Origin of the sequence: Nocardiopsis halophila DSM 44494, from assembly GCF_000341245.1 — a bacterium.
Classification (GTDB): domain Bacteria; phylum Actinomycetota; class Actinomycetes; order Streptosporangiales; family Streptosporangiaceae; genus Nocardiopsis_A; species Nocardiopsis_A halophila.
Genome location: NZ_ANAD01000028.1, coordinates 1 through 23,093, shown reverse-complemented (window position 1 = coordinate 23,093; position 23,093 = coordinate 1). Strand labels below are relative to the sequence as shown.

The following is a 23,093-nucleotide window of genomic DNA, read 5'->3' as shown; positions in this document are numbered from 1 at the left end:
ACTACGCCCCACCACTGCTTGTGACGCCCCGTATTCACCGCGGCTTCACGGATGACCTGAGCTGCGCTTCACCCCTCGGCGGCGCCCGCACCGGGCGCGGTGTCGCAGGTCACCGCCGGGTGCGTCCGACCTCTGCGGGCCCCGCCCCGGCGCCTGTGCGCGTCCGGGCCCGTCCGCATGGCACACTCTCCAGGACGGATTCCGCCCGGAGGCGGAACAGGACCAGGGGAGGCTCCGATGGGCGACGCGCTCATGCGGATCGGCGAGGTGGCCGAGCGCACGGGTCTGTCGCTGCGCACGATCCGCCACTATGACGACGTGGGGGTGGTGCGCCCCTCCGCGCGTTCGCAGGGCGGGTTCCGCCTCTATACGGAGGCGGACGTGCAGAGGCTCCTGCTCATCAAGAGGATGAAGCCCCTCGACTTCTCCTTGGAGGAGGTCAAGGACCTCCTCGGCGTCCTGGACGAGCTCGACGCGGGCTCGCAGGGCGGCCCTGCACGCGAGGACCTGCTGCGGCGCCTGGACGAGTACTACTCGTCGGCCACGGAGCGCAGCGTCGCCCTGCGGAGGAAGCTGGAGGCCGCCGAGGAGTTCGCCGAGCGCCTGGGCGCACAGCGGGCCCAGTACCGCACCGACTGACCCCCGGCTCCTCCCGATTCGAATCCTCTCCCCGCGTGAGAGTAGGGTCCACCCGTGAGGGGGGTCGGCGGCCCTTTCGCTGCGTACCCTGCCGGCCTCCCCTCACGCGCTCCCCGCCGGGATCGAGGCGATCTGTTCGGCGAGGGCCTCCTGCGCCGAGGCGGCTTCCTCATCGCCGGCGGCTTGAGCCCGGGCGACCTCGGAGTCCAGGAGGTCGGCGGCCGTACCGCTCTGGACCAAGCCCTCGTAGAGGTCCGCATAGGCCTCTTCGTAGAGCCGGACGAACTCGTCGGCGCGCTCGGCTCCGAACCGCCGCGCCCCGTCCCCGACTTCGTCGCCGAGATCGACGGCCAGGGGTCGACCACCTTCGAGGTGGGCGAGGGCGAAAAGGGGCGCCGGGGCCGTCTTCACGACCGACGTGAACGACTGGACCTGCACCCACGCGACCCCGTCGGGCGCCACCGCCGAGCGCGCGTTCGAGGGCTCCTACACCAGCGACGACGGGCGCTGGTTCCTCAACGGCGTCCTGGACGCCTCCGAGCCCGGGACCCACACCTTCGCCTGCAGTGGGGGCGCGGGGATCAGTGGCGGCATCGCCCCGATGGACACGGTCGAGGCCGCGGAGGGCCGGGGCACCGTGCTGGGCGCGACCGCCCTGCGGCCTCGCGCCCACAAGCGCCGGACCGCGCCCGCGGCCTGGCCCCGCCCCGCCCCGGGGTGCGCCGGCCGGGCGGGACCGGATTGAATGGGGACCGCTGCGACAGGACCCCGTGGGAAGGGCGGCCCTCGACGATGACGACCAGCCGCGGCGGCGGAGCGACCGGCCTCCGCCGCCCCACCCTGCATCCGGCCGGCGGCCGCGCCGGAGGTGCGGCATGACCGGCTCCCTGCTCGCGGTGAGCGACCTGCACGCCGCCCACCCCGACAACCGCGCCGTTGTGGAGGGGCTGCGCCCCGGCTCCCCCGACGACTGGCTGATCGTGGCCGGGGACGTGGCCGAGACCGTCGACCGCATCGCCTGGGCCCTCGGGGTGCTCCGGGAGAGGTTCGCCAAGGTCCTCTGGACGCCCGGGAACCACGAGCTGTGGACCTCCAAGCGCGACACGGTGGACCTGCGCGGGGTGGAGCGCTACGAGCACCTGGTCAAGGTCTGCCGGGAGCTGGACGTCCTCACCCCCGAGGACCCGTACCCCGTCTGGAAGGGGCCCGGCGGACCAGTGGTGGTCGCGCCCCTGTTCCTGCTCTACGACTACTCGTTCCTCGCCCCCGGGACGGCCACCAAGGAGGAGTCGCTCCAGGTCGCCTACGACACCGGGATCGTGTGCACCGACGAGTACCTGCTCCGCCCGGACCCCTACCCCGACCGCGCGGCCTGGTGCGCCGCACGCGTGGAGGAGACCGAGCGCCGCCTGGAGGAGTGCCCGGCCGACCTGCCGACGGTACTGGTCAACCACTACCCTCTGGTGCGGACGCCCACCGACATCCTGCGCTACCCCCAGTTCGCCCAGTGGTGCGGAACCGACCGCACGGCCGATTGGCACCTGAGGTTCCGCGCGCAGTGCGTGGTCTACGGGCACCTGCACATCCCCAGAACGACCTGGTACGACGGTGTCCGCTTCGAGGAGGTGTCGATCGGCTACCCCCGTGAGTGGAAGAGGCCCCGCCACCCCGAGGTCGGCCTGCGCAGCATCCTCCCCGCCGACCCCGACCGGGGCGAGTGGGGGTAGCGGCTCCCCTGACGACCTCGGCCGCCGCCGATGCGTTCATCCGCCTCCGCGCAGCATGGAGCCTTAGAGTGGACGCTGTCGGTCGGCGGCGGTGCCTCGTCGACGCGGAATCCGTGCAGTAACGAGTAGGGACATGACCGAGCAACACATCGGTGCTGAAAGACCGCTCATTCCCATGCCCCCGCTCACCCCTGCCGCATTGAGGTCTGCAGTAGCGCAGATCGCACCGTCCCGACTGCGTGATTTCAGCTCCCACCTGGACCAGGCGGCAGAGCAGGCGGCGATGCAGAGCTCCGTCGCCCCGCTCCGTGGATTCCTCCAATACTGGGGAGAGTTCATCGCTGTACAGCGGCTGCCGCAACGCGCCGCCCGCGTGCGCGAGCTGGAGGATGCCGCGGAGAACGCGGTCGATGTGAACGAGTTGACCCGCGTGACACAGGAGCTGCGGACCATCCTGGAAGCCGCCCGCAGCGAGGTGGCTCCATGAGCGACGTATGGACCTGGCACGACAACCCCGATCGGGAACATGTCGTCGAGGGCCTTCCGGCCGAGGTGGTCACGGAGGTCGAGCGGCTCGCCGAACAGCTCACCGTTCTCGGCCCGGACGCCGCCCAGGCCGGGCACGGGCGGGTCGGGGGCGGGGGTCTCCGCACGATCGAGCTGCTCGGTGGCCGGGGGTTCTTCCTCTATCTCGCCGTCGAAGGCCTTCGCGTCATCTCGATCGTCCGCGTCATGTGGCTCGGTTGACCTCTCCGCGGTCGTCGGCGGTGGGGCGTTCGGCGTCCGCGGCCGGTCACCGGTTCACCAGAACGCGGTCTCGATCCACCAGAGGGCGGCCCAGGACAGGGCGCCTCCGCCGAGGACGACCGTCGTGACCAGGGTGAGATTCAGGAAGGTCGGCTGCGGCGGCGGGTACCCGGCCTCGTACCGCTTCTTCTGCTCACGGAACCACCGCGCGAACACCAGTCGGACCAGCACCATGACCATCAAGGCCGAGATGAAGATCCGCAGGGCGGTTCCGCCGTCCTGAAGACGGCCGCCGGCCGTCTTCAGGAACAGGGACCCGGCGATGAACAGGGGGAACGCCACGGCGAGGAGGACGCGCTTGCGGTCGGAGGCCAGGCTCGCCATGGCCGTCGCGCACGCGACGCCCGCCACCAGGGCCAGGGCCCATTGGAACTGCTCGTGGGTCAACGCGGGCACCGCCTGCTCATCGCCGCCGCCGACGCGACGGCCGCCCCCACAGGACCAGCTGATACGTCACATCGGGGACATCTTGCTGTTATTCGAACCTCTTCCCCATTCGACGCCCTCGGCCCCCGCCGGTTCCCGCGTGCGCGGGGCCGCGCACACGCGTGGGGCCGGGCATCGCGCCCGGCCCCACGGCGGAACTCTACGGCGGGCTCAGACCCCGGCCGAGCGGGCGGCGTGGCGTTCGGCGATCTCGGACAGGCGGTCCAGGCCGACCTCCTCCAGGGAGTCGACGACCGTCAGGCCCTCGGCCGGCTCGATCGGCACCATCATCGGGACCGCGATCGTGGCGCAGCCCGCGGCCAGCGCCGAGGCCACGCCCACGACCGAGTCCTCCACCGCCACGCAGCGCGCCGGGTCCACGCCCAGCAGGCGGGCGGCCTTCAGGTAGGGCGCCGGGTCCGGCTTGTTGGCCTCCACCTCGTCGCCGCCCACCGACAGGTCGAACGAGCCCAGCCCGATCGCGCCGATCGCCGGCTCGATCAGCAGGCGCTCGGTGGAGGTGACCAGCGCCGAGCGCACCGGCGCGGCCGCGACCGCGGCCACCAGCTCCTCGGCGCCCGGCCGCGGGTCGGCGCCCTCGGCCAGCCGGCGCCCGAACGCCTCCTGCAGCAGCGCGATGATCTCCCGGGGCGTGGCCTGGGCCCCGGTCAGGTCGGCGATGTAGCGGCCCACCGACTCCGCGGCCCCGCCCACGTTGCGGTGGTGGTCGTCCTCGGTCCAGACGCCGCCCAGTCCGGCGACGACCTCGGCCTCGGCGTCCCCCCACAGCCCTTCGCTGTCGATCAGGGTGCCGTCCATGTCGAACAGGACGGCCTCGGGCAGGGCGCGGGTCGGTGTGCTGCTCATCGCGGTGGGGCCCCGCCCCCGTTCGCGCGGGGTGCGGGGCCCTTCCTCCTTCGTTCGTCGGGTGCCTGCGGGCGGCGGCCCGTCAGACGTTGAAGTACTTGGCTTCCGGGTGGTGGATGACGATCGCGTCGGTCGCCTGCTCGGGGACGAGCTGGAACTCCTCCGACAGGGTGACGCCGACGCGCTCGGGCTCCAGCAGCTTCATGATCTTGGCCCGGTCCTCCAGGTCGGGGCAGGCCCCGTACCCCAGGGAGAACCGCGCCCCCCGGTAGCCCAGCTTGAAGAACTGCTCGATGTCGTCCGGGTCCTCGCCGTCGAAGCCCAGCTCGGAGCGGATCCGGGTGTGCCAGTACTCCGCCAGCGCCTCGGTCAGCTGCACCGACAGGCCGTGCAGCTCGAGGTAGTCGCGGTAGGCGTCCTTCTCGAACAGCTCCTGGGTGGCGCGGCTGATGCCGCCGCCGACGGTGACGACCTGGAAGGACACCACGTCGGTCTCCCCCGACTCCTTCGGCCGGAAGAAGTCCGACAGGCACAGGTGCCGGTCGCGGCGCTGGCGCGGGAAGCTGAAGCGGGTCCGCTCGGCGCCGTCCTCGCCCAGGACGACCAGGTCGTCGCCCTCGCTGTAGCAGGGGAAGTGGCCGTAGACGACCGCGGCCTCCAGCCAGCCCTCGGTCTGGATGCGGTCCAGCCACATCCGCATGCGCGGCCGGCCCTCGGTCTCCACCAGCTCCTCGTAGGTGGGGCCCTCCTTGCCGCGGGAGCCCTTGAGCCCCCACTGGCCCATGAAGGTGGCCCGCTCGTCCAGGTAGGCGGTGTACTCGGCCAGCGGGATGCCCTTGCTGATCCGGTCGCCCCAGAACGGCGGGGTGGGCACCGGGTTGTCGGTGGCCACGTCGCTGCGGGCGGGCATGTCCTCGGGCGCGGTCACCTTGAGCTTGGCGCCGCCCTTGACCCGGCGGGTGCGCAGCGGCGGCAGCTCGGCGCCCTCCTCGCCGCGCTTGACCGCCATGAAGGCGTCCATCAGGCGCAGCCCCTCGAAGGCGTCCTTGGCGTAGCGGACCTCGCCCTCGTACAGCTCGGCCAGGTCCTCCTCGACGAAGGAGCGGGTGAGCGCGGCACCGCCCAGCAGCACCGGGAACTTGTCGGAGATGCCCCGGGAGTTCATCTCCTCCAGGTTCTCCTTCATGATGACCGTCGACTTCACCAGCAGGCCGGACATGCCGATCATGTCGGCCTTGTTGTCCTCGGCGGCCTCCAGGATCGCCGTCACCGGCTGCTTGATGCCGATGTTGACCACGTCGTAGCCGTTGTTGGACAGGATGATGTCGACGAGGTTCTTGCCGATGTCGTGGACGTCGCCCTTGACGGTGGCCAGCACGATGCGGCCCTTGCCGTCGTCGTCCTCGTTCTTCTCCATGTGCGGTTCGAGGTGGGCCACCGCGGCCTTCATCACCTCGGCCGACTTCAGGACGAACGGCAGCTGCATCTGGCCGGAGCCGAACAGGTCGCCCACGACCTTCATGCCCGCCAGGAGGTCGTCGTTGACGATCTCCAGCGCCTTCTTCTCGGTGAGGGCCGCGTCCAGGTCCTCCTGCATGCCGACCTGCTCGCCGTCGATGATGCGGCGCTGCAGGCGCTCCCACAGCGGCAGCGCGGCCAGCGCCTCGGCCCGGGAGGCCTTCATCTCCTTGGCGTCCACGCCGTCGAAGAGCTCCATGAACGCGGCCAGCGGGTCGAAGTCGCCCTCGCGCCGGTCGTAGATCAGGTCGAGGGCCGCCTTGCGCTGGTCCTCGGGGATCTGGTTCATCGGCAGGATCTTGGAGGCGTGCACGATCGCCGAGTCCAGGCCCGCCTCGACCGCCTCGGCCAGGTAGACCGAGTTGAGGACGATACGGCCGGCCGGGTTGAGGCCGAAGGACAGGTTGGACAGGCCCAGCGTGGTCTGCACGTCCGGGTAGCGGCGCTTGAGCTCCTTGATGGCCTCGAGGGTCTCGATGCCGTCGCGGCGCGTCTCCTCCTGGCCGGTGGTGATGGGGAAGGTCAGGGTGTCGATGACGATGTCGCCGACCCTCATGCCCCAGTTCTCCACCAGGTCGTCGATGAGGCGGCTGGCGACCCGGACCTTCCAGTCGCAGGTGCGGGCCTGGCCCTCCTCGTCGATGCACAGCCCCACCACGGCGGCGCCGTGCTCCTTGACCAGGCGCATGATGCGGGCGAAGCGCGAGTCCGGCCCGTCGCCGTCCTCGTAGTTGACCGAGTTGATCACCGCGCGGCCGCCGACCAGCTCCAGGCCGGCCTCCAGCACCCCCGGCTCGGTGGAGTCCAGCATCAGCGGCAGGGTGGAGGCGGTGGCCAGGCGCGAGGCGAGCTCGCGCATGTCCTGGGTGCCGTCCCGGCCCACGTAGTCCACGTTCAGGTCGAGCAGGTGGGCGCCGTCGCTGATCTGCTCGCGGGCGATCTCCACGCAGTCGTCGTAGCGCTCCTCGACCATCGCCTCGCGGAACTTCTTGGATCCGTTGGCGTTGGTGCGCTCGCCGACGGCGAGGTAGCTGGCGTCCTGGCGGAAGGGGACGCTCTGGTAGAGCGAGGCGGCCGCGGCCGGGCTCTCCGGCGTGCGGTCCTTGATCCCCCGCCCCTGCACCCGCTCGACCACGTGGCGCAGGTGCTCGGGGGTGGTGCCGCAGCAGCCGCCGGCCATGGACAGCCCGAACTCGGAGGTGAAGCTGTCGTGGGCGTCGGCCAGCTCGCTCGGGGTGAGCGGGTAGACCGCTCCCTCGGAGCCCAGCTGGGGCAGGCCCGCGTTGGGCATGCAGGAGATCGGCACGGTGGCGTGCTGGGACAGGTAGCGCAGGTGCTCGCTCATCTCGGCCGGGCCGGTGGCGCAGTTGAGCCCGATCATGTCGATGCCCAGCGGCTCCAGCGCGGTGACCGCGGCGCCGATCTCCGAGCCCATCAGCATGGTGCCGGTGGTCTCGATGGTGACCTGCGCGATCACGGTGATGTCGCTGCCCAGCGCGCGGCGGGCCCGCATCGCCCCGATCACGGCGGCCTTGGTCTGCAGCAGGTCCTGGCAGGTCTCGATGAGGATGGCGTCGGCGCCGCCCTCGATCAGCCCGCGGTGGCACTGCTCGTAGTAGTCGCGGAGGGTGGCGAAGGGCGCGTGGCCCAGGGAGGGGAGCTTGGTTCCCGGGCCCACCGAGCCCAGGACGTAGCGGGGGTGGTCGGGGGTGGAGTACTCATCGGCGACCTCGCGTGCGATGCGGGCGCCGGACTCGGCGAGCTCGTAGGTGCGGTCCACGATGTCGTACTCGCCGAGGTTGCCGAAGTTGGCACCGAAGGTGTTCGTCTCGACGCAGTCCACGCCCACGTCGAAGAAGCCCGCGTGGGTCGAGCGCACCACGTCTGGGCGGGTGATGTTGAGGATCTCGTTGCAGCCTTCGTGGCCTTCGAAGTCGTCGAGGCCGAGATCATGGCCTTGCAGCATCGTGCCCATCGCGCCATCGGCGACGATGACGCGGCGGGCGAGGGCGTCCCGGAAGGAGAGTCGAGAACTCATGACCCTTTACTGTAGTGACGGCCGACCGGTTCGTGCGCATACGGGGGCAGCCGACGGTCACCTGTTCACGAAAATGCAGGTCAGACGGTCGGGACAGCGTCGTCCGGAATGAAGGTGTCCACGCTACGCGTTTCGCGCTACGGAACGATACCGTACGGCGTTCCCCCGCGCGGCCGGAACCCCGTAGGGTTGTGCGTGTCCACGCGAGCAGTAGAGCGATGGGCCCGCCCGACGGCGGGTCCCGGTGAGGAGGCGGCCTGTGCCTGAGCTCGGCGACGGCGTTCCCGAACTCGTCGAGCCCGTACTGGTGGCCGCCTTCGAAGGGTGGAACGACGCCGGCGAGGCCGCCAGCGCGGCCCTGGACCAGCTGGCGTCCGCCTGGGAGGCCCAGGAGCTGACCGTGCTGGACGCCGACGACTACTACGACTTCCAGGTCTCCCGGCCCCGGATCACCGTCTCCCAGGGCAGGCACGCGGGCGTGGAGTGGCCCGCCACCCGGGTGCGCCTGGCCCGCGCCGGCGGCGTGGACGTGGTCCTGGTCAGCGGCTCGGAGCCGAACATGCGCTGGCGCGGGTTCAGCGCCGACCTGCTGGCGGTCGCCCGCGAGCTGGGGGTGCGCCGCGCCGTCATGCTGGGCGCACTGCTGGCCGACTCCCCGCACACCCGCCCCGTCCCGGTGACCGGGGTCGCCTCCCCGCCCGAGCTCGGCACCGACCTGGCCCTGGAGCCCACCGAGTACGAGGGGCCCACCGGCATCGTGGGGGTGCTGCACGACGTGTTCGCCGAGGCCGGCATCGAGACGGTGTCGCTGTGGGCGGCGGTCCCGCACTACGTGGCCCAGCCGCCCAGCCCGAAGGCGGCGCTGGCGCTGCTGCGCCGGGTCGAGGACGTGCTCGACCGCCCGGTGCCCATGGGCGAGCTGCCCGAGGACGCCCGCGCCTGGGAGACCGGCGTGGACGAACTGGCCTCGGAGGACGAGGACATCGCCGGGTACGTGCGCAGCCTGGAGGAGGCCAAGGACGCCGCCGAGCTGCCCGAGGCCAGCGGCGAGGCCATCGCCCGCGAGTTCCAGCGCTACCTGCGCCGCCGCGACCACGGCTGAGCGTCCTGTGGCCCCCTCCCGGGCGGCCCCTCAGAGCCCGATGTTCCGCCACTCGCCGGTGAGTGCGACGGACGCCCAGGCGCCCGCGATGCGGGCCAGGCCGCGGCGCACCTCGTCGACCACGGCCGGGGCGAGCACGCCCTGCTCCTCCTGCGGGTCGAGGCGCACGGTGACGCGCAGGCCGTCCAGCACACGCTGTCCGCGCGCCAGCGCGTCCTCGTCGGTGGCCCGGCCCGCGGCCTGGAAGAGCAGGGCCCGGATCCCGTCGCGGAGGGAGAGGGCCTCGTCCAGGTCGGCCAGGGTGATGGGGATGGCCCCGGCGTTCACCAGGCCGTGCTCGCGCAGGAAGCGGGCCAGGTCGGCACGGTCGGCCAGATCGCCGCGGGGGCCGGCGAAGGCCGCCACCAGCTGGGCGGCGGAGGTCGGTCGGGTCGTGGTCGTCATGGTGCCATCCCACCACGGAAGGCCACCGCACGGTGGCGTTCCGCAGGTTCCCGACCACATTCGGCCGTTCGTGCGCCATAGGGAACATTTCCGGTTTCTTCCGGTGCGTTCCCTATGGACACGGTCCACGCAGTTCTGGGCGTGGAGCACCGGAAACCTCTGAGCGCCCCGGCATCGAGGCGCTCAGAGGTTCTGTGCCTTGCTCTGTGCCTTGGTCTGGAACGGGGCCGCTGTTCCGCCCCTCGCCCCTTCCCCGGCTCTTACAGCCGCACGCCCAGAAGGGTGTCGACGGTGTCGCGGACCAGGGCCGGAGCCGCCGGGTCGTCGCCGGCGCCCGCCTCGGCCCGCTCAGCCCAGGCGTCGACGGCCGCCAGCGCGGCCGGGGTGTCCAGGTCGTCCGCGAGGGCCCTGCGGACCTCCGCCAGCACGGGGGCGGCGTCCGGGCCCGCTTCGCGGCCGGCCGCGGCACGCCAGCGCTCCAGGCGCCCGCGGGCCTCCTCGAGGCCCTGGGACGTCCAGTCCCAGTCGGCCCGGTAGTGGTGCGGCAGCATCGCCAGGCGGACCGCCATCGGGTCGGCGCCCTCCTCGCGGAGCCGGGAGACGAACTCGAGGTTGCCCAGGGACTTGGACATCTTCTCGCCGTCCAGCCCGACCATGCCCACGTGCATGTAGTTCTGCGCGTGCGGGTGGGAACCGGTCGCCTTACAGGCCTCGGCCGCCCCCATCTCGTGGTGCGGGAACACCAGGTCGCTCCCGCCGCCGTTCAGGTCGAAGCCCATGCCCAGCTCGTTGAGCGAGATCGCGCTGCACTCCACGTGCCAGCCGGGCCTCCCCCGGCCCAAGGGGCTCTCCCAGGCGGGCTCGCCCGGGCGCTCGGCACGCCACAGCAGCCAGTCCAGGGGGTCCTTCTTGCCGGGCCGGTCCGGGTCTCCGCCGCGCTCGCCGAACAGGCGCAGCATCTCCTCCCGGCTCATACCGCCGACCTCGCCGAAGTGCTCCGCGGCCTCCACCGAGAAGTAGACGTCGCCCTCCAGCTCATAGGCGGCGCCGCTCTCGCGCACCTTGGCCACGAAATCGGCGATGAGGCCGATCGACTCCACGACGCCCACGTAGGCGCGCGGGGGCAGGACGCGCAGCGCCTCCATGTCCTCGCGGAAGACCTGGATCTCGCGGGCCGCCAGGTCGCGCCACGCCTCGCCGGTGGCCTGCGCCCGCTCCAGGAGCGGGTCGTCCACGTCCGTGGTGTTCTGCACGTAGTCCACGGCGTGGCCGGCGTCCCGCCACACCCGGTTGACCAGGTCGAAGGTCAGGTAGGTGAAGGCATGGCCGATGTGGGCGGCGTCGTAGGGCGTGATCCCGCAGACGTACATGCGGGCGGTCGCCCCGGGGTTTGTGGTGCGCTGGGCCCCGGTGACGGTGTCGTGGATGCGGAGCGGTCCGCCGCTCCCTGGCAGGCGGACGATGTCGGGCGCAGACCAAGAACGCATGACACCGAGATTATCCGGCCATGTGAGGCGAAACCTCCCGCCCCCAGGGCGCGCCGGACGAGATCATTCGCCGACTTGGAGCGGGAATAACTCAGACCGAGCGTTGTTCGGGCCCGCCGTCCGCCCGCGGGTCGCCGGGCGAGGTGCGCACGATCGCGCGGACGGCGGCGGCCGCCGCCAGCACGCACAGCAGCGCCAGCCCGGTGTTGCCGACGTTCCAGTGCAGCAGGGCCGCGGACAGCGCCACCACGTACAGCAGCCAGTAGCAGGCCAGTTCGGCGAGGGAGGCCGGCGCCCCGGCGAGGGGCGGACGCGCGCGTCCGCGCCGCCCGCGCAGCGCGGGCCGGTTGCTCAGGCGGTTCATACGGCCATTCCGCTCCCGCTTCTCGCTCCGGGGGCTCCTCTGCGTCCCCCTGCCCCCTTTCAGACGTCGAGCGCTCTTTCGCGGTTGACAGCCCGGATCCCCTCAGCGGACCTCGTCGACCATCCCCCAGGCGGCGGCGCCGGCCCCACTATGGCGCGCGTGCCGCCCCCACTCCGCGCCGGGGTGGGGGCACTCCCCCGGCCGGCGGGCCTGCCCGACCGCGCCGGCCTCCGGCGTCCCCTAAGCTCTGCACCGGTGGGGGAGGTCACCCGCGTCGCTCCCCGCACCCGATCTTCCGGTGGCCCTTCCGCGTGCCGGCCGCCCCCGGCCGCCTCGCGACCGACGATCTGGAGCGTGCATGCCCGCCCGAGGCGACCAGCAGGACCCGGCCGTTTCCGTGCTCGACCACGACCACGGGCTGACCGCGGCCCAGGTCGCCGAACGGGTGGCCGACGGGCGCACCAACGACGTCCCGGTGCGGGCCAGCCGCAGCGTCGGCGCGATCGTCCGCGGGAACGTGCTGACCCGGATCAACGCCATGATCGCGGTGCTGTTCGCGGTCATCGCGGTGATCGGCCCGGTCCAGGACGGCCTGTTCGCCCTGGTGATCGTGGTCAACACGCTCATCGGCATCGCCCAGGAGCTGCGCGCCAAGCGCACCCTGGACAAGCTGGCGATCGTCAACGCCGCCCACCCGCGGGTGGTGCGCGACGGCGCCGCCACCCCGGTCACCGCCCAGGAGATCGTGCTGGACGACGTGGTCGAGTGCGCCCAGGGCGACCAGGTGGTGGTGGACGGCACCGTGGTCGCCGCCGAGGGCCTGGAGGTCGACGAGTCGCTGCTGACCGGCGAGGCCGACCCCGTGCTCAAGCGCCCCGGGGACGCGGTGATGTCGGGCAGCTTCATCGTCGCCGGAACCGGCCGCTACCGGGCGGCCAAGGTGGGTCGGCACGCCTACGCCGCCCGGCTGGCCGAGGAGGCCAGCCGGTTCAGCCTGGTCCACTCCGAGCTGCGCTCGGGCATCAACCGCATCCTGACCTTCATCACCTGGGCGCTGTTCCCCATCGGCGGGCTGCTGATCTTCAGCCAGCTCGCCCTGAACGGGCAGGTCGGCATCGAGGAGTCGGTCGACGGGGGCCAGATCACCGGCCCGGTGGCCGACGCGCTGCGCGGCACGGTGGCCGCCCTGGTCTCGATGATCCCCGAGGGCCTGGTGCTGCTGGTCAGCATCGCCTTCGCGGTCGGCGTCATCCGCCTGGGGCAGCAGAAGTGCCTGGTCCAGGAGCTGCCCGCGATCGAGGGGCTGGCCCGGGTGGACGTGGTGTGCACGGACAAGACCGGCACCCTGACCGAGAACGGCATGCGCCTGGCCGAGGTGCGCGAGATGGGCGGCGGCGCGGACCCGGCCCGGACGGCGCTGGCCGCGCTGGCCGGGGCCGACCCGCGCCCCAACCCCAGCGTCGCCGCGATCACCGAGGCCCTGGGGGCGCCGCCGGACGACTGGTCGGTGGTGGCGCGCGCGCCGTTCTCCTCGGCGCGCAAGTGGAGCGGCGCCTCCTTCGCCACCCCCGAGGGCGAGCAGCACTGGGTGCTGGGCGCCCCGGACGTGCTGGCGCCCCCGTCGGGGCCCGAGGCCGCCGAGGCCGAGCGCATCGGCGCCGAAGGGGTGCGGGTGCTGCTGCTGGGGCGGGCCGGTGAGCGCGTGGACGGGCCGGAGGCGCCCGGACCGGTGCGGCCGGCCGCGCTGGTCGTGCTCGACCAGCGGCTGCGCGGCGACGCCAAGGACACCCTGGACTACTTCGCCGACCAGGGCGTGCAGGTCAAGATCGTCTCGGGGGACAACGCGGTGTCGGTGGGCGCGGTGGCGCGCGCGGTGGAGCTGCCGGGCGCCCGCGAGCCGCGCGACGCGCGGGAGCTGCCGGCCGCGCAGGAGGCCTTCGCCGACGAGGCGGACCGGGCCACGGTGTTCGGCCGGGTCACCCCCGAGCAGAAGCGGGACCTGGTGCGGGGGCTGCGCTCGCGCGGGCGCACGGTGGCGATGACCGGCGACGGCGTCAACGACGTGCTGGCCCTGAAGGAGGCCGACATCGGCGTGGCCATGGGGTCGGGCAGCCCGGCCTCGCGGGCGGTGGCGCAGATCGTGCTGCTGGGCAACCGGTTCTCGGCACTTCCGGCGGTGGTCGCCGAGGGGCGGCGGGTGATCGGCAACATCGAGCGGGTGGCCAACCTGTTCCTGACCAAGACCGTGTACTCGATGACGATGGCCACGGTGGTCAGCGTGCTGGCGGTGGCCTACCCCTTCTTTCCGCGGCACGCCACCCTCATCAACGCGGTGACGTTCGGCATCCCCTCGTTCTTCCTGGCGCTGGCGCCCAACACCGAGCGGGCGCGGCCGGGGTTCGTGCGGCGGACGCTGCGCCTGGCGGTGCCGTCGGGACTGATCGCGGGGGCGGCCGCGGTGACGACGTACCTGATGGTGCTCGACGGGCGGGTGGTGCCGGACCCGGCGGACCGGACGGCGGTGGTGATCACGCTGTGCGCGACCACGCTGTGGGTGCTGCTGCTGGTGGCCAAGCCGTACGTGTGGTGGAAGACGGTGCTGGTCGGCGCGATGGTGGGGCTGCTGCTGACGGCGCTGCTCACCCCGGTCGGGCAGGCGTTCTTCGCCCTGGACGTGAGCGACCCGGGCAAGATCGGGGTGGCCCTGGGCGTCGCGGCGGCGGCGATGGCCCTGATCACCGCGGTCCGGCTGGTCGACGACCGCCTCATCGCCCGCGAGGAGTCCCGCCGGGAGGCGGCGGAACGCGCCCCGTCCGCGAGCGGCGCCGAGGGGTAGGGGCCGCGCTCGCCCCCGAGCCGGGGACGGTACAACTCGATCGATAGTGGTGGATTCGCCACTCATTGTGCGATTCAGTGACCTTTTCACCACTATCGATGGCGCACCACCCCGGTTGCAGGCCGCTCGGTGCCCGGAGCGGGCCCCGCTTCGCCGTCGCCGCCCCTCTCCCCCGGCGGCCCGCCGATCGACGCGGGATCGCGGCCGGCGGGGGGCTCAGACCGGCGGCCAGGGGACGGCCGGCCAGGCCGGGGACGGGTAGGGGTGCACCTTGTGCTGCAGGAGGAGTTCCACCCTGCGGCGCAGGGCGTAGCGCTCCGGGCCGGTCAGGTGGCGGGACAGCTCCCCGGCCAGGTGCCCCTCCTTGTTCCCCAGGCCCTCCGCGAGCGCCTCCAGGCCCGCCAGGGCCTCCCCGGTCAGGGGCTCGCCCTGCCACTGCCAGAGCACCGTGCGGAGCTTGTACTCCTCGGCGAAGGCCACCCCGTGGTCGCACCCGTGCAGGTGGCCGCCGGGCAGCGGAAGCAGGTGCCCGATCTTGCGGTCGGAGTTGTTGATGACCGCGTCGAAGACCGCCATCCGCCGCAGCGGCGCGCTGTGCGCGTCCTGCGCCAGACCGACCAGGTCCACCTCCGGGTCGGCGTCCACCCACAGCTGCACCATGCCCTCGCCGAAGGGCCCGTCGCGGTGCACGGTCGGCGGGACCACGCCCCACCCGAGCGCCTCGGAGACGGCGAACGCCGCGACCTCGCGCCCGGCCAGGGTCCCCTCGGGGAAGTCCCACAGCGGCCGCTCCCCGGCGACCGGCTTGTACACGCAGGCCGCCTCCCCCTGCGGCGAGGAGACGGCGGCGTAGAACGTGGCGTTGGAGGCGGCGGTGAGCCTGCCCACGACCTCCAGGGTTCCGGTGCGCAGCAGCTCCACGGCCGCCTCTCCCCCGGCGGGCACCGCCGTCCCGCCCTGCCCCTCGGTCACGCGCCGGCGGGCCGGTAGCCGTTCTGCCGGGGGCAGATGTGCCCCGCGGGGTCCAGCGGGCGCCCGCACAGCGGGCAGTTGGGCCGGCCCGCGGCGACCACCCGCATCGCGCGGCCGGCGAACGCGCGGGCGGCCGTCGGCGTCAGGTGCACCCGCAGCACGTCGCGGTCGGCGGGCGCGGTCTCGCTGAAGACCTCCACCTCGGCCTGCTCCTCGGACTCCTCCTCGCCCTCGGCGTCCTGCACCGCCTCCTGGGCCTCGATGATCACGCGCGAGGCCTCGGCGTCCCAGGCCAGGGCCAGGGTGCCCACCCGGAAGTCCTCGTCGATCGGCTGCTCGAGCGGGCCGTCGTCGACCTCGGCCCCGTTCTCCGAGATCTCCGAGGCCTCGGGCAGCGGGTCGCCGAAGCGGACCCGGACCTCTTCCAGCAGCTCCTCCACCCGCTCGGCGAGCGCGGACACCTGGGCCTTCTCCAGGACGACGGACGTGATGCGGCCGTCTCCGCTCGCCTGGAGGAAGAAGGTCCGCTCCCCCGGCTGGCCGACGGTCCCGGCCACGAAGCGGTTCGGCGGGTCGTACAAGTACAGCGACATGCCAAGAACCCTAGAGGATCGCGGGCTGCGGAGCGATCGCGACCGCCCCCGTCACCGGCGGCCGCCGCCCGCGCCGCCTCCGACGACGGCGTCCTCGGCGCTCTGCTGGGCCCCCTCCTCCGGGGGCGGCGCCAGCCCCTCGGCGGTCGCGCCGACGTCGTTGAGGCGCAGCAGGAACGGCCGCGTCCGTGTGTAGCGCAGGGCGGTTACCGAGCACGGGTCGACCTGGATGCGCTGGAACAGGTCCAGGTGCATGCCCAGGGCGTCGGCGGCGGCCGCCTTGATCACGTCGCCGTGGGCGCACACCAGGTAGCGGGGGTGCCCGGTGTCCGAGGCGGCCGCCAGGCGCGCGTTCCAGTCCCGGACCGCGCCCACGACCCGGGCGCTGACCTGGGCCAGGGACTCCCCGCCGGGGAAATGGGCCGCCGAAGGCTGCTGCTGGACCACCGGCCATTCCGGCTCGTCCTTGAGCTCCTCAAGGGTGCGCCCGGTCCAGGTGCCGTAGTCGCACTCGCTGAAGCGCTCGTCCACGACGGGCTCCAGCCCCAGCGCGGCGGCCAGCGGCGCGGCGGTCTGACGGCACCGCTCCAGCGGACTGGTGACGATCGCGTCCAGGTGCAGCCCGCTCAGCCGGCGGGCGGTCTCCTCGGCCTGGCGGCGGCCGCGCTCGTCGAGGTCGATGCCGGGGCTGCGGCCGGCCAGGATGCTCCCGGTGACGGCGGTCAGGCCGTGCCGCAGGAGGATCAGGGTGGCGGAGGCGTTCGCTGGGATGCCCATGGCCGTCCACCCTAGACCACGGCGCCGGGCCCACCCCGAAGGGCGGGCCCGGCGCCGGAACGCTCGCCTCGGAGCCGCGGGGTCAGCCGGCGGGCACGCCCTCCTGGGTCTGCCCGGTGCCGCCCTGGCCCGTCTGGCCGTCGCCGCCGGCGGTTCCGGGGGTGCCAGCGGTGCCGTCCTGGGCGTCGTCGGCGTGCGGGTCGTAGGTCTGGTCGGTCAGCGGGTTGATCGGCAGCCCGGACTGCGGGTCGATCTCCACGTCCATGCCCAGCTCGGGGTCGTGGTGCAGCCCGTTCTCGGGGTTGACCGGCAGCCCCACCTCGGGGTCGATCGGCCAGCCGGTGACCGGGTCGACGCTCGGCGAGGGCGAGGGCTCCTCGGAGGGGGTGGGCTCCTCCGAGGGCTCGTCGCTGGGCTCTGGGGAGGCCTCGGCGACGACCTCGCCCTTGTCGGGCTGCTCCTCGGCGCCGCCCTTGGGGTCGAGCACGCCGAAGCTGACCAGGGTCAGCACCAGGATCCCCAGGCCGATGCGGTAGTAGACGAACGGCATGAAGCTGTGGGTGGAGATGAACTTCATCAGCCAGGCCACGCAGACGTAGCCGACGATCCCCGCCACGAGGGTGGCGACGATGGTGGCCGTCCACCCGGCGTACATGTCGCCGCCGATGTCGGTCAGCTTGTACAGCCCGGAGGCGAAAACCGCGGGCATCGCCAGCAGGAAGGAGAACTCGGCTGCGTCCTTGCGCTTGAAGCCCATCAGCATGCCGCCGGTGATGGTGCCGCCGGAGCGGGAGACGCCGGGGATGAGCGCCAGGCACTGGAACAGGCCGTAGGTGACGCCGCGGGTGATGGTCAGGTCGGCCAGCACCCGGTGCTTGCGGGTATAGCGGTCGGTGGCGCCGAGGATGACGCCGAACACGATCAGGGTCAGCGCGATCAGGCGCAGGTCCCGGAAGACCGTGTCGATCTGCTCCTCCAGCAGCAGCCCCAGCACGCCGATGGGGATGGTGCCGACGATGACGTACCAGCCCATCCGGGCGTTGATGTCGCGGCGCAGCTCGCGGTCGAACAGCGAGCGGGTCCACGTGGACAGGATCGACCAGATGCGCCGGCGGAAATAGACCAGCACCGCCAGTTCGGTACCGATCTGGGTGACCGCGGTGAACGCCGCCCCCGGGTCGGGCCAGCCGAAGAACGCGGAGATCACGCGTACGTGCCCGCTGGACGAGATCGGCAGCATTTCGGTCAGCCCTTGGACGAGTCCAAGGATGATGGCCTCGATGATGGACACGGCGGGCTCGGCTCCTGTTTGCAGGTTCGGCAAGCGGCCGCGGGCGGGGGGACTCGCGGCGGAGGGCTGGACGGTTCGGCGCCGCGGGGGCGGGGGTGAAGGCCCGACCGGCATCCGGCGGCGACCGGAGGAAGCCTACTACCGGTTCCCGCACGTGTGCGCGGCGCCCGTGCGCGCCCGCCCGGTTCCGGTCGGGCCTGCGCGGACAAACGGCCGGACCGCCGCATCCCCTGCGAACTGGGCTTCTCCGGGCGGGCCTCGGCCGCCCACCCGGGGACCGGGTAACCTCGCACGCCATGGAACAGCGACAGGCGGGCGGCTCGGGGCTGTGGGTGTCGTGCACCGCTCTGGGGACCATGACCTGGGGCAACGACACCGACCAGGCGGAGGCCTCGGACCTGCTGACCGCCTTCGTCGACGCCGGGGGAACGCTGGTCGACACCGCCGACGTCTACAACGGCGGCGAGGGGGAGCGCATCCTCGGCCGCCTGCTCAACGGGGTGGTCCGGCGCAGCGATGTGATCATCGCCACCAAGACGGGGCACGCCACCGACGGCCACCGGCCGGTCGACACCTCCCGGCGCCACCTGCTGGCGTCGCTGGACGCGTCGCTGCGCCGCCTGCAGACCGACCACGTGGACCTGTGGCAGCTGCACGCCCACGACCCCGCCACGCCGTTCGAGGAGACGCTGTCGGCCCTGGACGCGGCGGTGGCCTCGGGCAAGGCCCGCTATGTGGGGGTGGGCAACATGACGGCCTGGCAGTTCGCGGCGCTGGCGGCCTGGCAGCGCTCGGGCGGCTCCGGGCGCAACCCGGTGGTGACGGCGGCGGCCGAGTACTCGCTGCTGTGCCGGGACCCCGAGCGCGACCTGCTGCCGGCCGCCGCGGCGCTGGGCGCCGGGGTGATCGCGTGGGCGTCGCTGGGCCGCGGCGTGCTCAGCGGCAAGTACCGCAGGGGCGTCCCGCAGGGGTCGCGCGGCTCGCGGCCGCAGATGGCGCCGTACGTGGAGCCTTACCTNCCTTTCCCGGGGGGAGCCGAGCCGCCGGGTGGTGGAGTCGGTGTGCACGGCGGCCGAGGGGCTGGGGGTGTCGCCCCTGGCGGTGGCGCTGAGCTGGGTGCGCGACCGCCCCGGCGTGGCGTCGGTGGCCATCGGCCCGCGCACCGCCGCCCAGCTCGACGAGATCCTCGGCGCCGAGGACGTGCGCCTGCCCGACGAGATCCGCGAGGCCCTCGACGACGCCTCGGCCAAGCGGCGGTAGTCGGCGGCGGCCTCCCCAGGGAACGTCGGCAGGGTCGGATCGAGAGCGCCTGGGAGAGCGCTTGGGAGACCGCAGTGCGGCCCGGACATGCGCGCCGCACCCTGCCGAGCGGAGGCGCGACCTGCCCGCGCGGAGCGGGACCGCGGTCCTCACGAGTCCGTTGGAGCGGTGCCGTCGGACCGTCGCGCCGCCGGCGGCCGCGTTGGGCCTGGAGGCGGTGGTGGACGAGCGTTTCGGTGAGTGCGACTACGGTGCCTGGACCGGGCGTTCCCTGGAGGAGCTCAGGGAGGAGCCGGAGTGGCCGGTGGTCCGGCAGCACCCTTCGGCGGCGCGGTTCGGCGTCCCGGCCGCCGCCCGGATCGCCGCCTAGAGTGCCGCCCGGATCGCCGCCCACCGGTCACGCGGCCGGGACGCCTGTGTCGCCGTTCCTCGCTAGGCTGCTCTTCCGTCGGCCGCACGCCCCGAGGAGAGGACGCTTCCCGCATGTCAGACGCCCCCGAGCGCACCCGCGCCGTGCTGGCGGGTATGGGCGCCCCAGAGTCCCTGGCCGAGCCGCTCGTCGCCGCTCTGGGCCCCGGCGCCGCCGAGGAGCTGGCCGAGGACCCCTGGCGGCTGCTGGCGCTGCCCGCGGTCACCCCCGACCAGGCCGACTTCTGCGCCCGGCGCGCCCTGGGCGACGCCGCCTCCCCCGACGACCCGCGCCGCGGGCGCGCCCTGGTCGGGCGGGTGCTGGCGGCGGCCGCCCGGGAGGGCTCCACCACGGTGGAGGAGCGCGAGCTGGGCCGGGCCCTGCGCGGCATGCGGATCGCCGACCCCGGCCGCGCCGTCGAAGCGGCCCAGGAGGACGGGTCGGCCATGGTGTTCGAGGTCTTCCCCGAGGACGCCGACGACGGGTTCGAGGACGGCGACGTGCCGGAGATGCCCGACCCGGACCGCTTCGTCGCCCCCACCCGGGTGGGCCTGGCCGAGCAGGACCTGGGCGAGGGGCTGGCCCGGCTGGTCGGCACCAGCGAGCCCGTGATGGACCCGGCGACCGCCGCGGAGACCGCCGACGCCGCCGCCGAGCGGCTGGGCGAGGAGTTCGCCCCCGAGACGACCGCCGCCGCGATCGCGGCCCTCATGCGCGGGGTGGCGGTGCTGCGGCACGGGCCCGGCGCGGGCGCGGCGGTGCGCCACACGCTGGCGTGCCTGGCCGCGGCCGCCGAGGACAGCGCGGTCGGGCTGGCGGTGGCCTCGCCCACGGCGCAGTCCGCGGCCGCGCTCAACGCGCTGCTGGACGGGGCCCTGCGCACCGCCGCCCCGAGCGCGGGGGCCGCCGGCGCGGAGTCGGACGACGGTGCGAACGCTGCGGAGCCGGACGCGTCGGACGAGCAGGACGAGCGGGATGACGGCGCCGGAGAGGAGGCCGGGGAAACACCCGGCGAGCCTGCCCGCACGGGCACCGGGGACGGAGAGGCCGCCCCCTCCCCCGCCGTCGCCACCGGGGCGGTCCCGCTCGGGCGCCTGCTGGAGGCCGGATCGCCGGTGCCCGCCGGGATCGTTGTGGTCACCGACGCCATGGCGCTGGACGTCGAGCGCGCGGCCGCCCTGGTCGAGGCGTGCGAGGACGGCACCCACCTGGTACTGCTGGCCGACCCCGCCGAGGCGCCGTCGGCCCGCCCCGGCCAGGTGGTGCGGGACGTCGCGGAGTCGCGGCTGGCCGCCGTCGCCGACCTGCCCGACGCGCAGCCCCCGGGGCCGATCGCCGCGCTGGCCGCGGCGGTCGCCGAGGGCGAGCTGGCCCCGGCGCAGGCGCCCGACAAGGAGGTCGTCGCCGTGCCCGCGTCGTCGGGCGCCGAGGCGGCGCACCGGGCGCTGCAGCTGGTGGGCGACTCGATCCCGCGCGCCCTGGCCATCCCCGCAGAGCAGGTGCAGATCATCGCCGCGACCCGCGGCGGCGAGGCGGGGGCGGACGCGCTCAACCGGGCCTGCAAGGAGCGCTTCAACCCCGGCCCGGGCGCGCTCGGCGGGCTCGACGCGGGCGACCGGGTGCTGCTGGCCGGGGGCGGCCCCGGCTACTCCGCGGGCGACGTCGGGTACCTGCGCACCGGCCCGGAGGGCGACGACCGCCCGCACGTGGAGCTGCCGGGCGCGTCCGTGCCCGTCCCGGCGGACCCGGCGCACCTGCGCCCGGGGTGGGCGGTGACGGTGGCCGCGGCGCACGGGTCGCACTGGCCGGCCGCGGTCGCGGTCTTCGGCCCCGAGACCCGCGGCTCGCGCCCGCAGGTGTACACGGCCCTGACCCGCGGCGAGCGCCACGTGTCCATCGTCCACGCGGCCGGCCCGGAACTGGCCGAGGCGGTCAAGGAGAAGGCGTCCCTCCCCCGCACGACCCGCCTGCGCGACGTCATCCGCGAGGGGTGAGGTGCGGGCACGGGGCCAGGCTCCGGGGTTCAGCCCCCGGGGTCGGTCGGAAGCCGGGAGGTGTCGAGGCGAAGGGCGCCGAGCGGACCGGCGGGGCGACCTTGTAGGCCGGGTCACACTCCGCTTCACCTTGAGTTGGACTTAAGTCGAACTTCTAGCTTGGGATGCCACCGGAGACCGCGGGCGCGGTGACCGGTGGTGAGCGAACGCCCCGAGACGGAACGGAGCAGCACCGTGAAGTTCGACCCTGAGAGCATCGCCGCCTACTCGGCCGCCGATGTGAGCCTGTGGAGCTGGACCGACGAGGACGAGGGCACGCACGTCGGTTACATCGCCGACGAGCACGAGAAGGCGGCCATGGGCATGGCCTTCGTGCACTTCCGGGCCGGCGTGGAGTTCGACTTCACCTGGCCCTACGACGAGGTGTGCATCGTCACCCGGGGCAGCCTGACCGTCGACACCCTCGGCAGGCGGATCACCGCACGCGCCGGACAGGTCATGACCCAGCCCAAGGGGGTTCCCGGAACCTTCCGCATCGGAGAGGACCTGGAGATGATCTGCGTGCACCACCCCACGTTCGCCCGTGCGAACGGAATGTCCCTCCAGGAGTACAAGGCGGCGACGGATGTCGGCGAACAGCCTTCCCTGCCGGTCACCGCCCCGCGCCGCGCCCAGAGCGCGGGCGGCTTCTTCGACCCCGCGGTGATGCAGGTGTTCGACATATCCGACATCCCGGACTGGATCACCGTCGACGGGGAACAGGGCGCCAAGGTCGGCTACATCGCCGACAAGGCGGAAGGCGCACCGTTCGGCCTGGCCTTCTCCGATTTCCGGCGGGGCGGGGTGTACGAGCTGGAATTCCCCTACGATGAGGTCGCCGCGATCACGAGCGGAAGCTTCACCGTTCGGAGCAACGGCCGCTCCTTCAAAGCGAGCGCAGGCCAGATGCTCTACATGCCCCACGGCGTCTCCGCCGTGTTCGAGATCGATGAGGACACCGTCGCCGTCGGCCTCCACCACCCCACCTTCGAAGACGCGATGGGGCATCCGCCGCACGAGGGATGAGGCGCAGGGCGCCCCGGTGTGCCAGTCAGACGGCGGCGGCGAGGAAGCCCGATGGCCCTTGCAGCAGCGTCGTCGGCCGCCGGGCGTGCGGATGGTCGTCGGGCTCGGCGGCGACGGATGAGCAGGTGCCCCGCTTGCTGCCGCTTCCCGGCCGCCTGGTCTCCGCCGGCCCAGCGTGGACGGCGGCGACGAGGGCCGGGCGGGTTCACGGGCTTGGCTGTCGGGTGCCGGGCTCCTGGTGGTCCGGGTGACGGGGCGGCGACGAGCAAGGCCGGTGGGTCGTCCGGAGCACTGTCGGGGATCGGGCGTGCGGACGGCCGGGGCGGTGGGGCGGCGATGGAGCGGGCGGGTGGTCGCTTATGCCTGCTTGCCGTCCGCCGGGTCCCTGTCGGCCCAGGGGGGAGGAGCGGCGACGGAGGAGCAGGTACCCCGCTCACTGCTTCTCGTCGGCTGCCGGGTTCCCGCTGGTCGGACGGC

21 protein-coding genes and 1 pseudogene are annotated in these 23,093 nt (G+C 73.4%); 11 read left to right on the top strand and 11 right to left on the bottom strand.

Annotated elements, in window-relative coordinates:
* Positions 1-237 precede the first annotated feature (237 nt).
* Positions 238-639, top strand: coding sequence for a MerR family transcriptional regulator (locus D450_RS0103320; protein WP_017537258.1), 402 nt, complete (start codon positions 238-240; stop codon positions 637-639).
* Between the two features lie 102 nt (positions 640-741).
* Here D450_RS0103320 and D450_RS34110 read toward each other — a convergent pair whose 3' ends face one another.
* Positions 742-1,050 carry a hypothetical protein gene (locus D450_RS34110; RefSeq protein ID WP_193789645.1) on the bottom strand — a complete coding sequence of 103 codons (309 nt, stop codon included), beginning with the start codon at positions 1,048-1,050 and terminating at the stop codon, positions 742-744.
* Positions 1,051-1,057: 7 nt separating this feature from the next.
* Here D450_RS34110 and D450_RS0103310 point away from each other — a divergent pair, with 7 nt between their 5' ends.
* The 4 genes from D450_RS0103310 (at position 1,058) to D450_RS0103295 (ending at position 3,113) form a co-directional block, all read left to right on the top strand.
* Positions 1,058-1,384, top strand: coding sequence for a hypothetical protein (locus D450_RS0103310; RefSeq protein WP_017537256.1), 327 nt, complete (start codon positions 1,058-1,060; stop codon positions 1,382-1,384).
* A gap of 130 nt (positions 1,385-1,514) precedes the next feature.
* The gene (locus tag D450_RS0103305) at positions 1,515-2,366 is read left to right on the top strand and encodes a metallophosphoesterase family protein (RefSeq protein WP_017537255.1); all 852 of its coding nucleotides are present in this window, start codon (positions 1,515-1,517) and stop codon (positions 2,364-2,366) included.
* A gap of 133 nt (positions 2,367-2,499) precedes the next feature.
* Positions 2,500-2,853 carry a hypothetical protein gene (locus D450_RS0103300; protein ID WP_017537254.1) on the top strand — a complete coding sequence of 118 codons (354 nt, stop codon included), beginning with the start codon at positions 2,500-2,502 and terminating at the stop codon, positions 2,851-2,853.
* Positions 2,850-3,113, top strand: a complete 264-nt coding sequence (locus D450_RS0103295) for a hypothetical protein (RefSeq protein ID WP_017537253.1) — start codon at positions 2,850-2,852, stop codon at positions 3,111-3,113. Before D450_RS0103300 ends, D450_RS0103295 begins: the two co-directional genes overlap by 4 nt.
* A gap of 54 nt (positions 3,114-3,167) precedes the next feature.
* On the opposite strand, the gene D450_RS0103290 is transcribed toward D450_RS0103295, so the two are convergent.
* The 3 genes from D450_RS0103290 to metH form a co-directional block, all read right to left on the bottom strand.
* Positions 3,168-3,569: a hypothetical protein gene (locus D450_RS0103290; RefSeq protein ID WP_017537252.1), complete on the bottom strand. Its 402-nt coding sequence runs from the start codon at positions 3,567-3,569 to the stop codon at positions 3,168-3,170.
* A 201-nt stretch (positions 3,570-3,770) separates the two neighbouring features.
* Positions 3,771-4,466, bottom strand: coding sequence for an HAD family hydrolase (locus D450_RS0103285; protein ID WP_017537251.1), 696 nt, complete (start codon positions 4,464-4,466; stop codon positions 3,771-3,773).
* An 82-nt stretch (positions 4,467-4,548) separates the two neighbouring features.
* Positions 4,549-8,022: a methionine synthase gene (metH, locus tag D450_RS0103280; RefSeq protein ID WP_083932534.1), complete on the bottom strand. Its 3,474-nt coding sequence runs from the start codon at positions 8,020-8,022 to the stop codon at positions 4,549-4,551.
* 259 nt (positions 8,023-8,281) lie between these two features.
* Between metH and D450_RS0103275 the strand changes: the two genes are divergently transcribed.
* Positions 8,282-9,124, top strand: coding sequence for a PAC2 family protein (locus D450_RS0103275; RefSeq protein ID WP_017537249.1), 843 nt, complete (start codon positions 8,282-8,284; stop codon positions 9,122-9,124).
* 30 nt (positions 9,125-9,154) lie between these two features.
* On the opposite strand, the gene D450_RS0103270 is transcribed toward D450_RS0103275, so the two are convergent.
* The 3 genes from D450_RS0103270 to D450_RS0103260 all read right to left on the bottom strand — a co-directional run bounded on the left by D450_RS0103270 (position 9,155) and on the right by D450_RS0103260 (position 11,419).
* Positions 9,155-9,568, bottom strand: a complete 414-nt coding sequence (locus D450_RS0103270) for an ABATE domain-containing protein (RefSeq protein ID WP_017537248.1) — start codon at positions 9,566-9,568, stop codon at positions 9,155-9,157.
* A 260-nt stretch (positions 9,569-9,828) separates the two neighbouring features.
* Positions 9,829-11,055, bottom strand: coding sequence for a cysteine--1-D-myo-inosityl 2-amino-2-deoxy-alpha-D-glucopyranoside ligase (gene mshC, locus D450_RS0103265; RefSeq protein ID WP_083932533.1), 1,227 nt, complete (start codon positions 11,053-11,055; stop codon positions 9,829-9,831).
* A 91-nt stretch (positions 11,056-11,146) separates the two neighbouring features.
* Positions 11,147-11,419: a hypothetical protein gene (locus D450_RS0103260; RefSeq protein WP_017537246.1), complete on the bottom strand. Its 273-nt coding sequence runs from the start codon at positions 11,417-11,419 to the stop codon at positions 11,147-11,149.
* Positions 11,420-11,777: 358 nt separating this feature from the next.
* On the opposite strand from D450_RS0103260, the gene D450_RS0103255 reads away from it, so the two are divergent.
* The gene (locus D450_RS0103255) at positions 11,778-14,255 is read left to right on the top strand and encodes an HAD-IC family P-type ATPase (protein WP_017537245.1); all 2,478 of its coding nucleotides are present in this window, start codon (positions 11,778-11,780) and stop codon (positions 14,253-14,255) included.
* Between the two features lie 216 nt (positions 14,256-14,471).
* Here the strand turns inward: D450_RS0103255 and D450_RS0103250 are convergent, their stop codons facing one another.
* The 4 genes from D450_RS0103250 to D450_RS0103235 form a co-directional block, all read right to left on the bottom strand.
* Positions 14,472-15,227, bottom strand: a complete 756-nt coding sequence (locus D450_RS0103250; RefSeq protein ID WP_017537244.1) for an SCO1664 family protein — start codon at positions 15,225-15,227, stop codon at positions 14,472-14,474.
* Positions 15,224-15,820, bottom strand: a complete 597-nt coding sequence (locus tag D450_RS0103245) for a DUF3090 family protein (protein WP_017537243.1) — start codon at positions 15,818-15,820, stop codon at positions 15,224-15,226. Before D450_RS0103245 ends, D450_RS0103250 begins: the two co-directional genes overlap by 4 nt.
* 51 nt (positions 15,821-15,871) lie before the next feature.
* Positions 15,872-16,597 carry an MSMEG_4193 family putative phosphomutase gene (locus tag D450_RS0103240; RefSeq protein ID WP_017537242.1) on the bottom strand — a complete coding sequence of 242 codons (726 nt, stop codon included), beginning with the start codon at positions 16,595-16,597 and terminating at the stop codon, positions 15,872-15,874.
* Positions 16,598-16,679: 82 nt separating this feature from the next.
* On the bottom strand, positions 16,680-17,888 hold the full coding sequence (locus D450_RS0103235; RefSeq protein WP_017537241.1) for an undecaprenyl-diphosphate phosphatase: 1,209 nt from the start codon (positions 17,886-17,888) through the stop codon (positions 16,680-16,682).
* Positions 17,889-18,184: 296 nt separating this feature from the next.
* Here D450_RS0103235 and D450_RS29310 point away from each other — a divergent pair.
* The 4 genes and pseudogenes from D450_RS29310 (at position 18,185) to D450_RS0103210 (ending at position 22,616) form a co-directional block, all read left to right on the top strand.
* Positions 18,185-19,148, top strand: a pseudogene (locus D450_RS29310) (aldo/keto reductase).
* Between the two features lie 61 nt (positions 19,149-19,209).
* A complete protein-coding gene (locus tag D450_RS32145; RefSeq protein WP_394296811.1) occupies positions 19,210-19,518 on the top strand; it encodes a histidine phosphatase family protein in 309 nt (102 codons plus the stop codon).
* 113 nt (positions 19,519-19,631) lie between these two features.
* Entirely contained in the window at positions 19,632-21,551 is a 1,920-nt protein-coding gene (locus D450_RS0103215) for a helix-hairpin-helix domain-containing protein (protein ID WP_017537237.1), read from the top strand.
* A gap of 198 nt (positions 21,552-21,749) precedes the next feature.
* Positions 21,750-22,616 (top strand): cupin, encoded by an 867-nt coding sequence (locus D450_RS0103210; RefSeq protein WP_241483040.1) that lies wholly within the window; start codon positions 21,750-21,752, stop codon positions 22,614-22,616.
* Positions 22,617-23,093: the final 477 nt, after the last annotated feature.

Bases quoted from the DNA above. Each gene is read 5' to 3' on its own strand.
- D450_RS0103320 (WP_017537258.1), top strand. From the start codon at position 238: ATGGGCGACGCGCTCATGCGGATCGGCGAGGTGGCCGAGCGCACGGGT.
- D450_RS0103305 (WP_017537255.1), top strand. From the start codon at position 1,515: ATGACCGGCTCCCTGCTCGCGGTGAGCGACCTGCACGCCGCCCACCCC.
- D450_RS0103300 (WP_017537254.1), top strand. From the start codon at position 2,500: ATGACCGAGCAACACATCGGTGCTGAAAGACCGCTCATTCCCATGCCC.
- D450_RS0103295 (WP_017537253.1), top strand. From the start codon at position 2,850: ATGAGCGACGTATGGACCTGGCACGACAACCCCGATCGGGAACATGTC.
- D450_RS0103285 (WP_017537251.1), bottom strand. From the start codon at position 4,466: ATGAGCAGCACACCGACCCGCGCCCTGCCCGAGGCCGTCCTGTTCGAC.
- metH (WP_083932534.1), bottom strand. From the start codon at position 8,022: ATGAGTTCTCGACTCTCCTTCCGGGACGCCCTCGCCCGCCGCGTCATC.
- D450_RS0103270 (WP_017537248.1), bottom strand. From the start codon at position 9,568: ATGACGACCACGACCCGACCGACCTCCGCCGCCCAGCTGGTGGCGGCC.
- mshC (WP_083932533.1), bottom strand. From the start codon at position 11,055: ATGCGTTCTTGGTCTGCGCCCGACATCGTCCGCCTGCCAGGGAGCGGC.
- D450_RS0103260 (WP_017537246.1), bottom strand. From the start codon at position 11,419: ATGAACCGCCTGAGCAACCGGCCCGCGCTGCGCGGGCGGCGCGGACGC.
- D450_RS0103255 (WP_017537245.1), top strand. From the start codon at position 11,778: ATGCCCGCCCGAGGCGACCAGCAGGACCCGGCCGTTTCCGTGCTCGAC.
- D450_RS0103245 (WP_017537243.1), bottom strand. From the start codon at position 15,820: ATGTCGCTGTACTTGTACGACCCGCCGAACCGCTTCGTGGCCGGGACC.
- D450_RS0103240 (WP_017537242.1), bottom strand. From the start codon at position 16,597: ATGGGCATCCCAGCGAACGCCTCCGCCACCCTGATCCTCCTGCGGCAC.
- D450_RS0103215 (WP_017537237.1), top strand. From the start codon at position 19,632: ATGTCAGACGCCCCCGAGCGCACCCGCGCCGTGCTGGCGGGTATGGGC.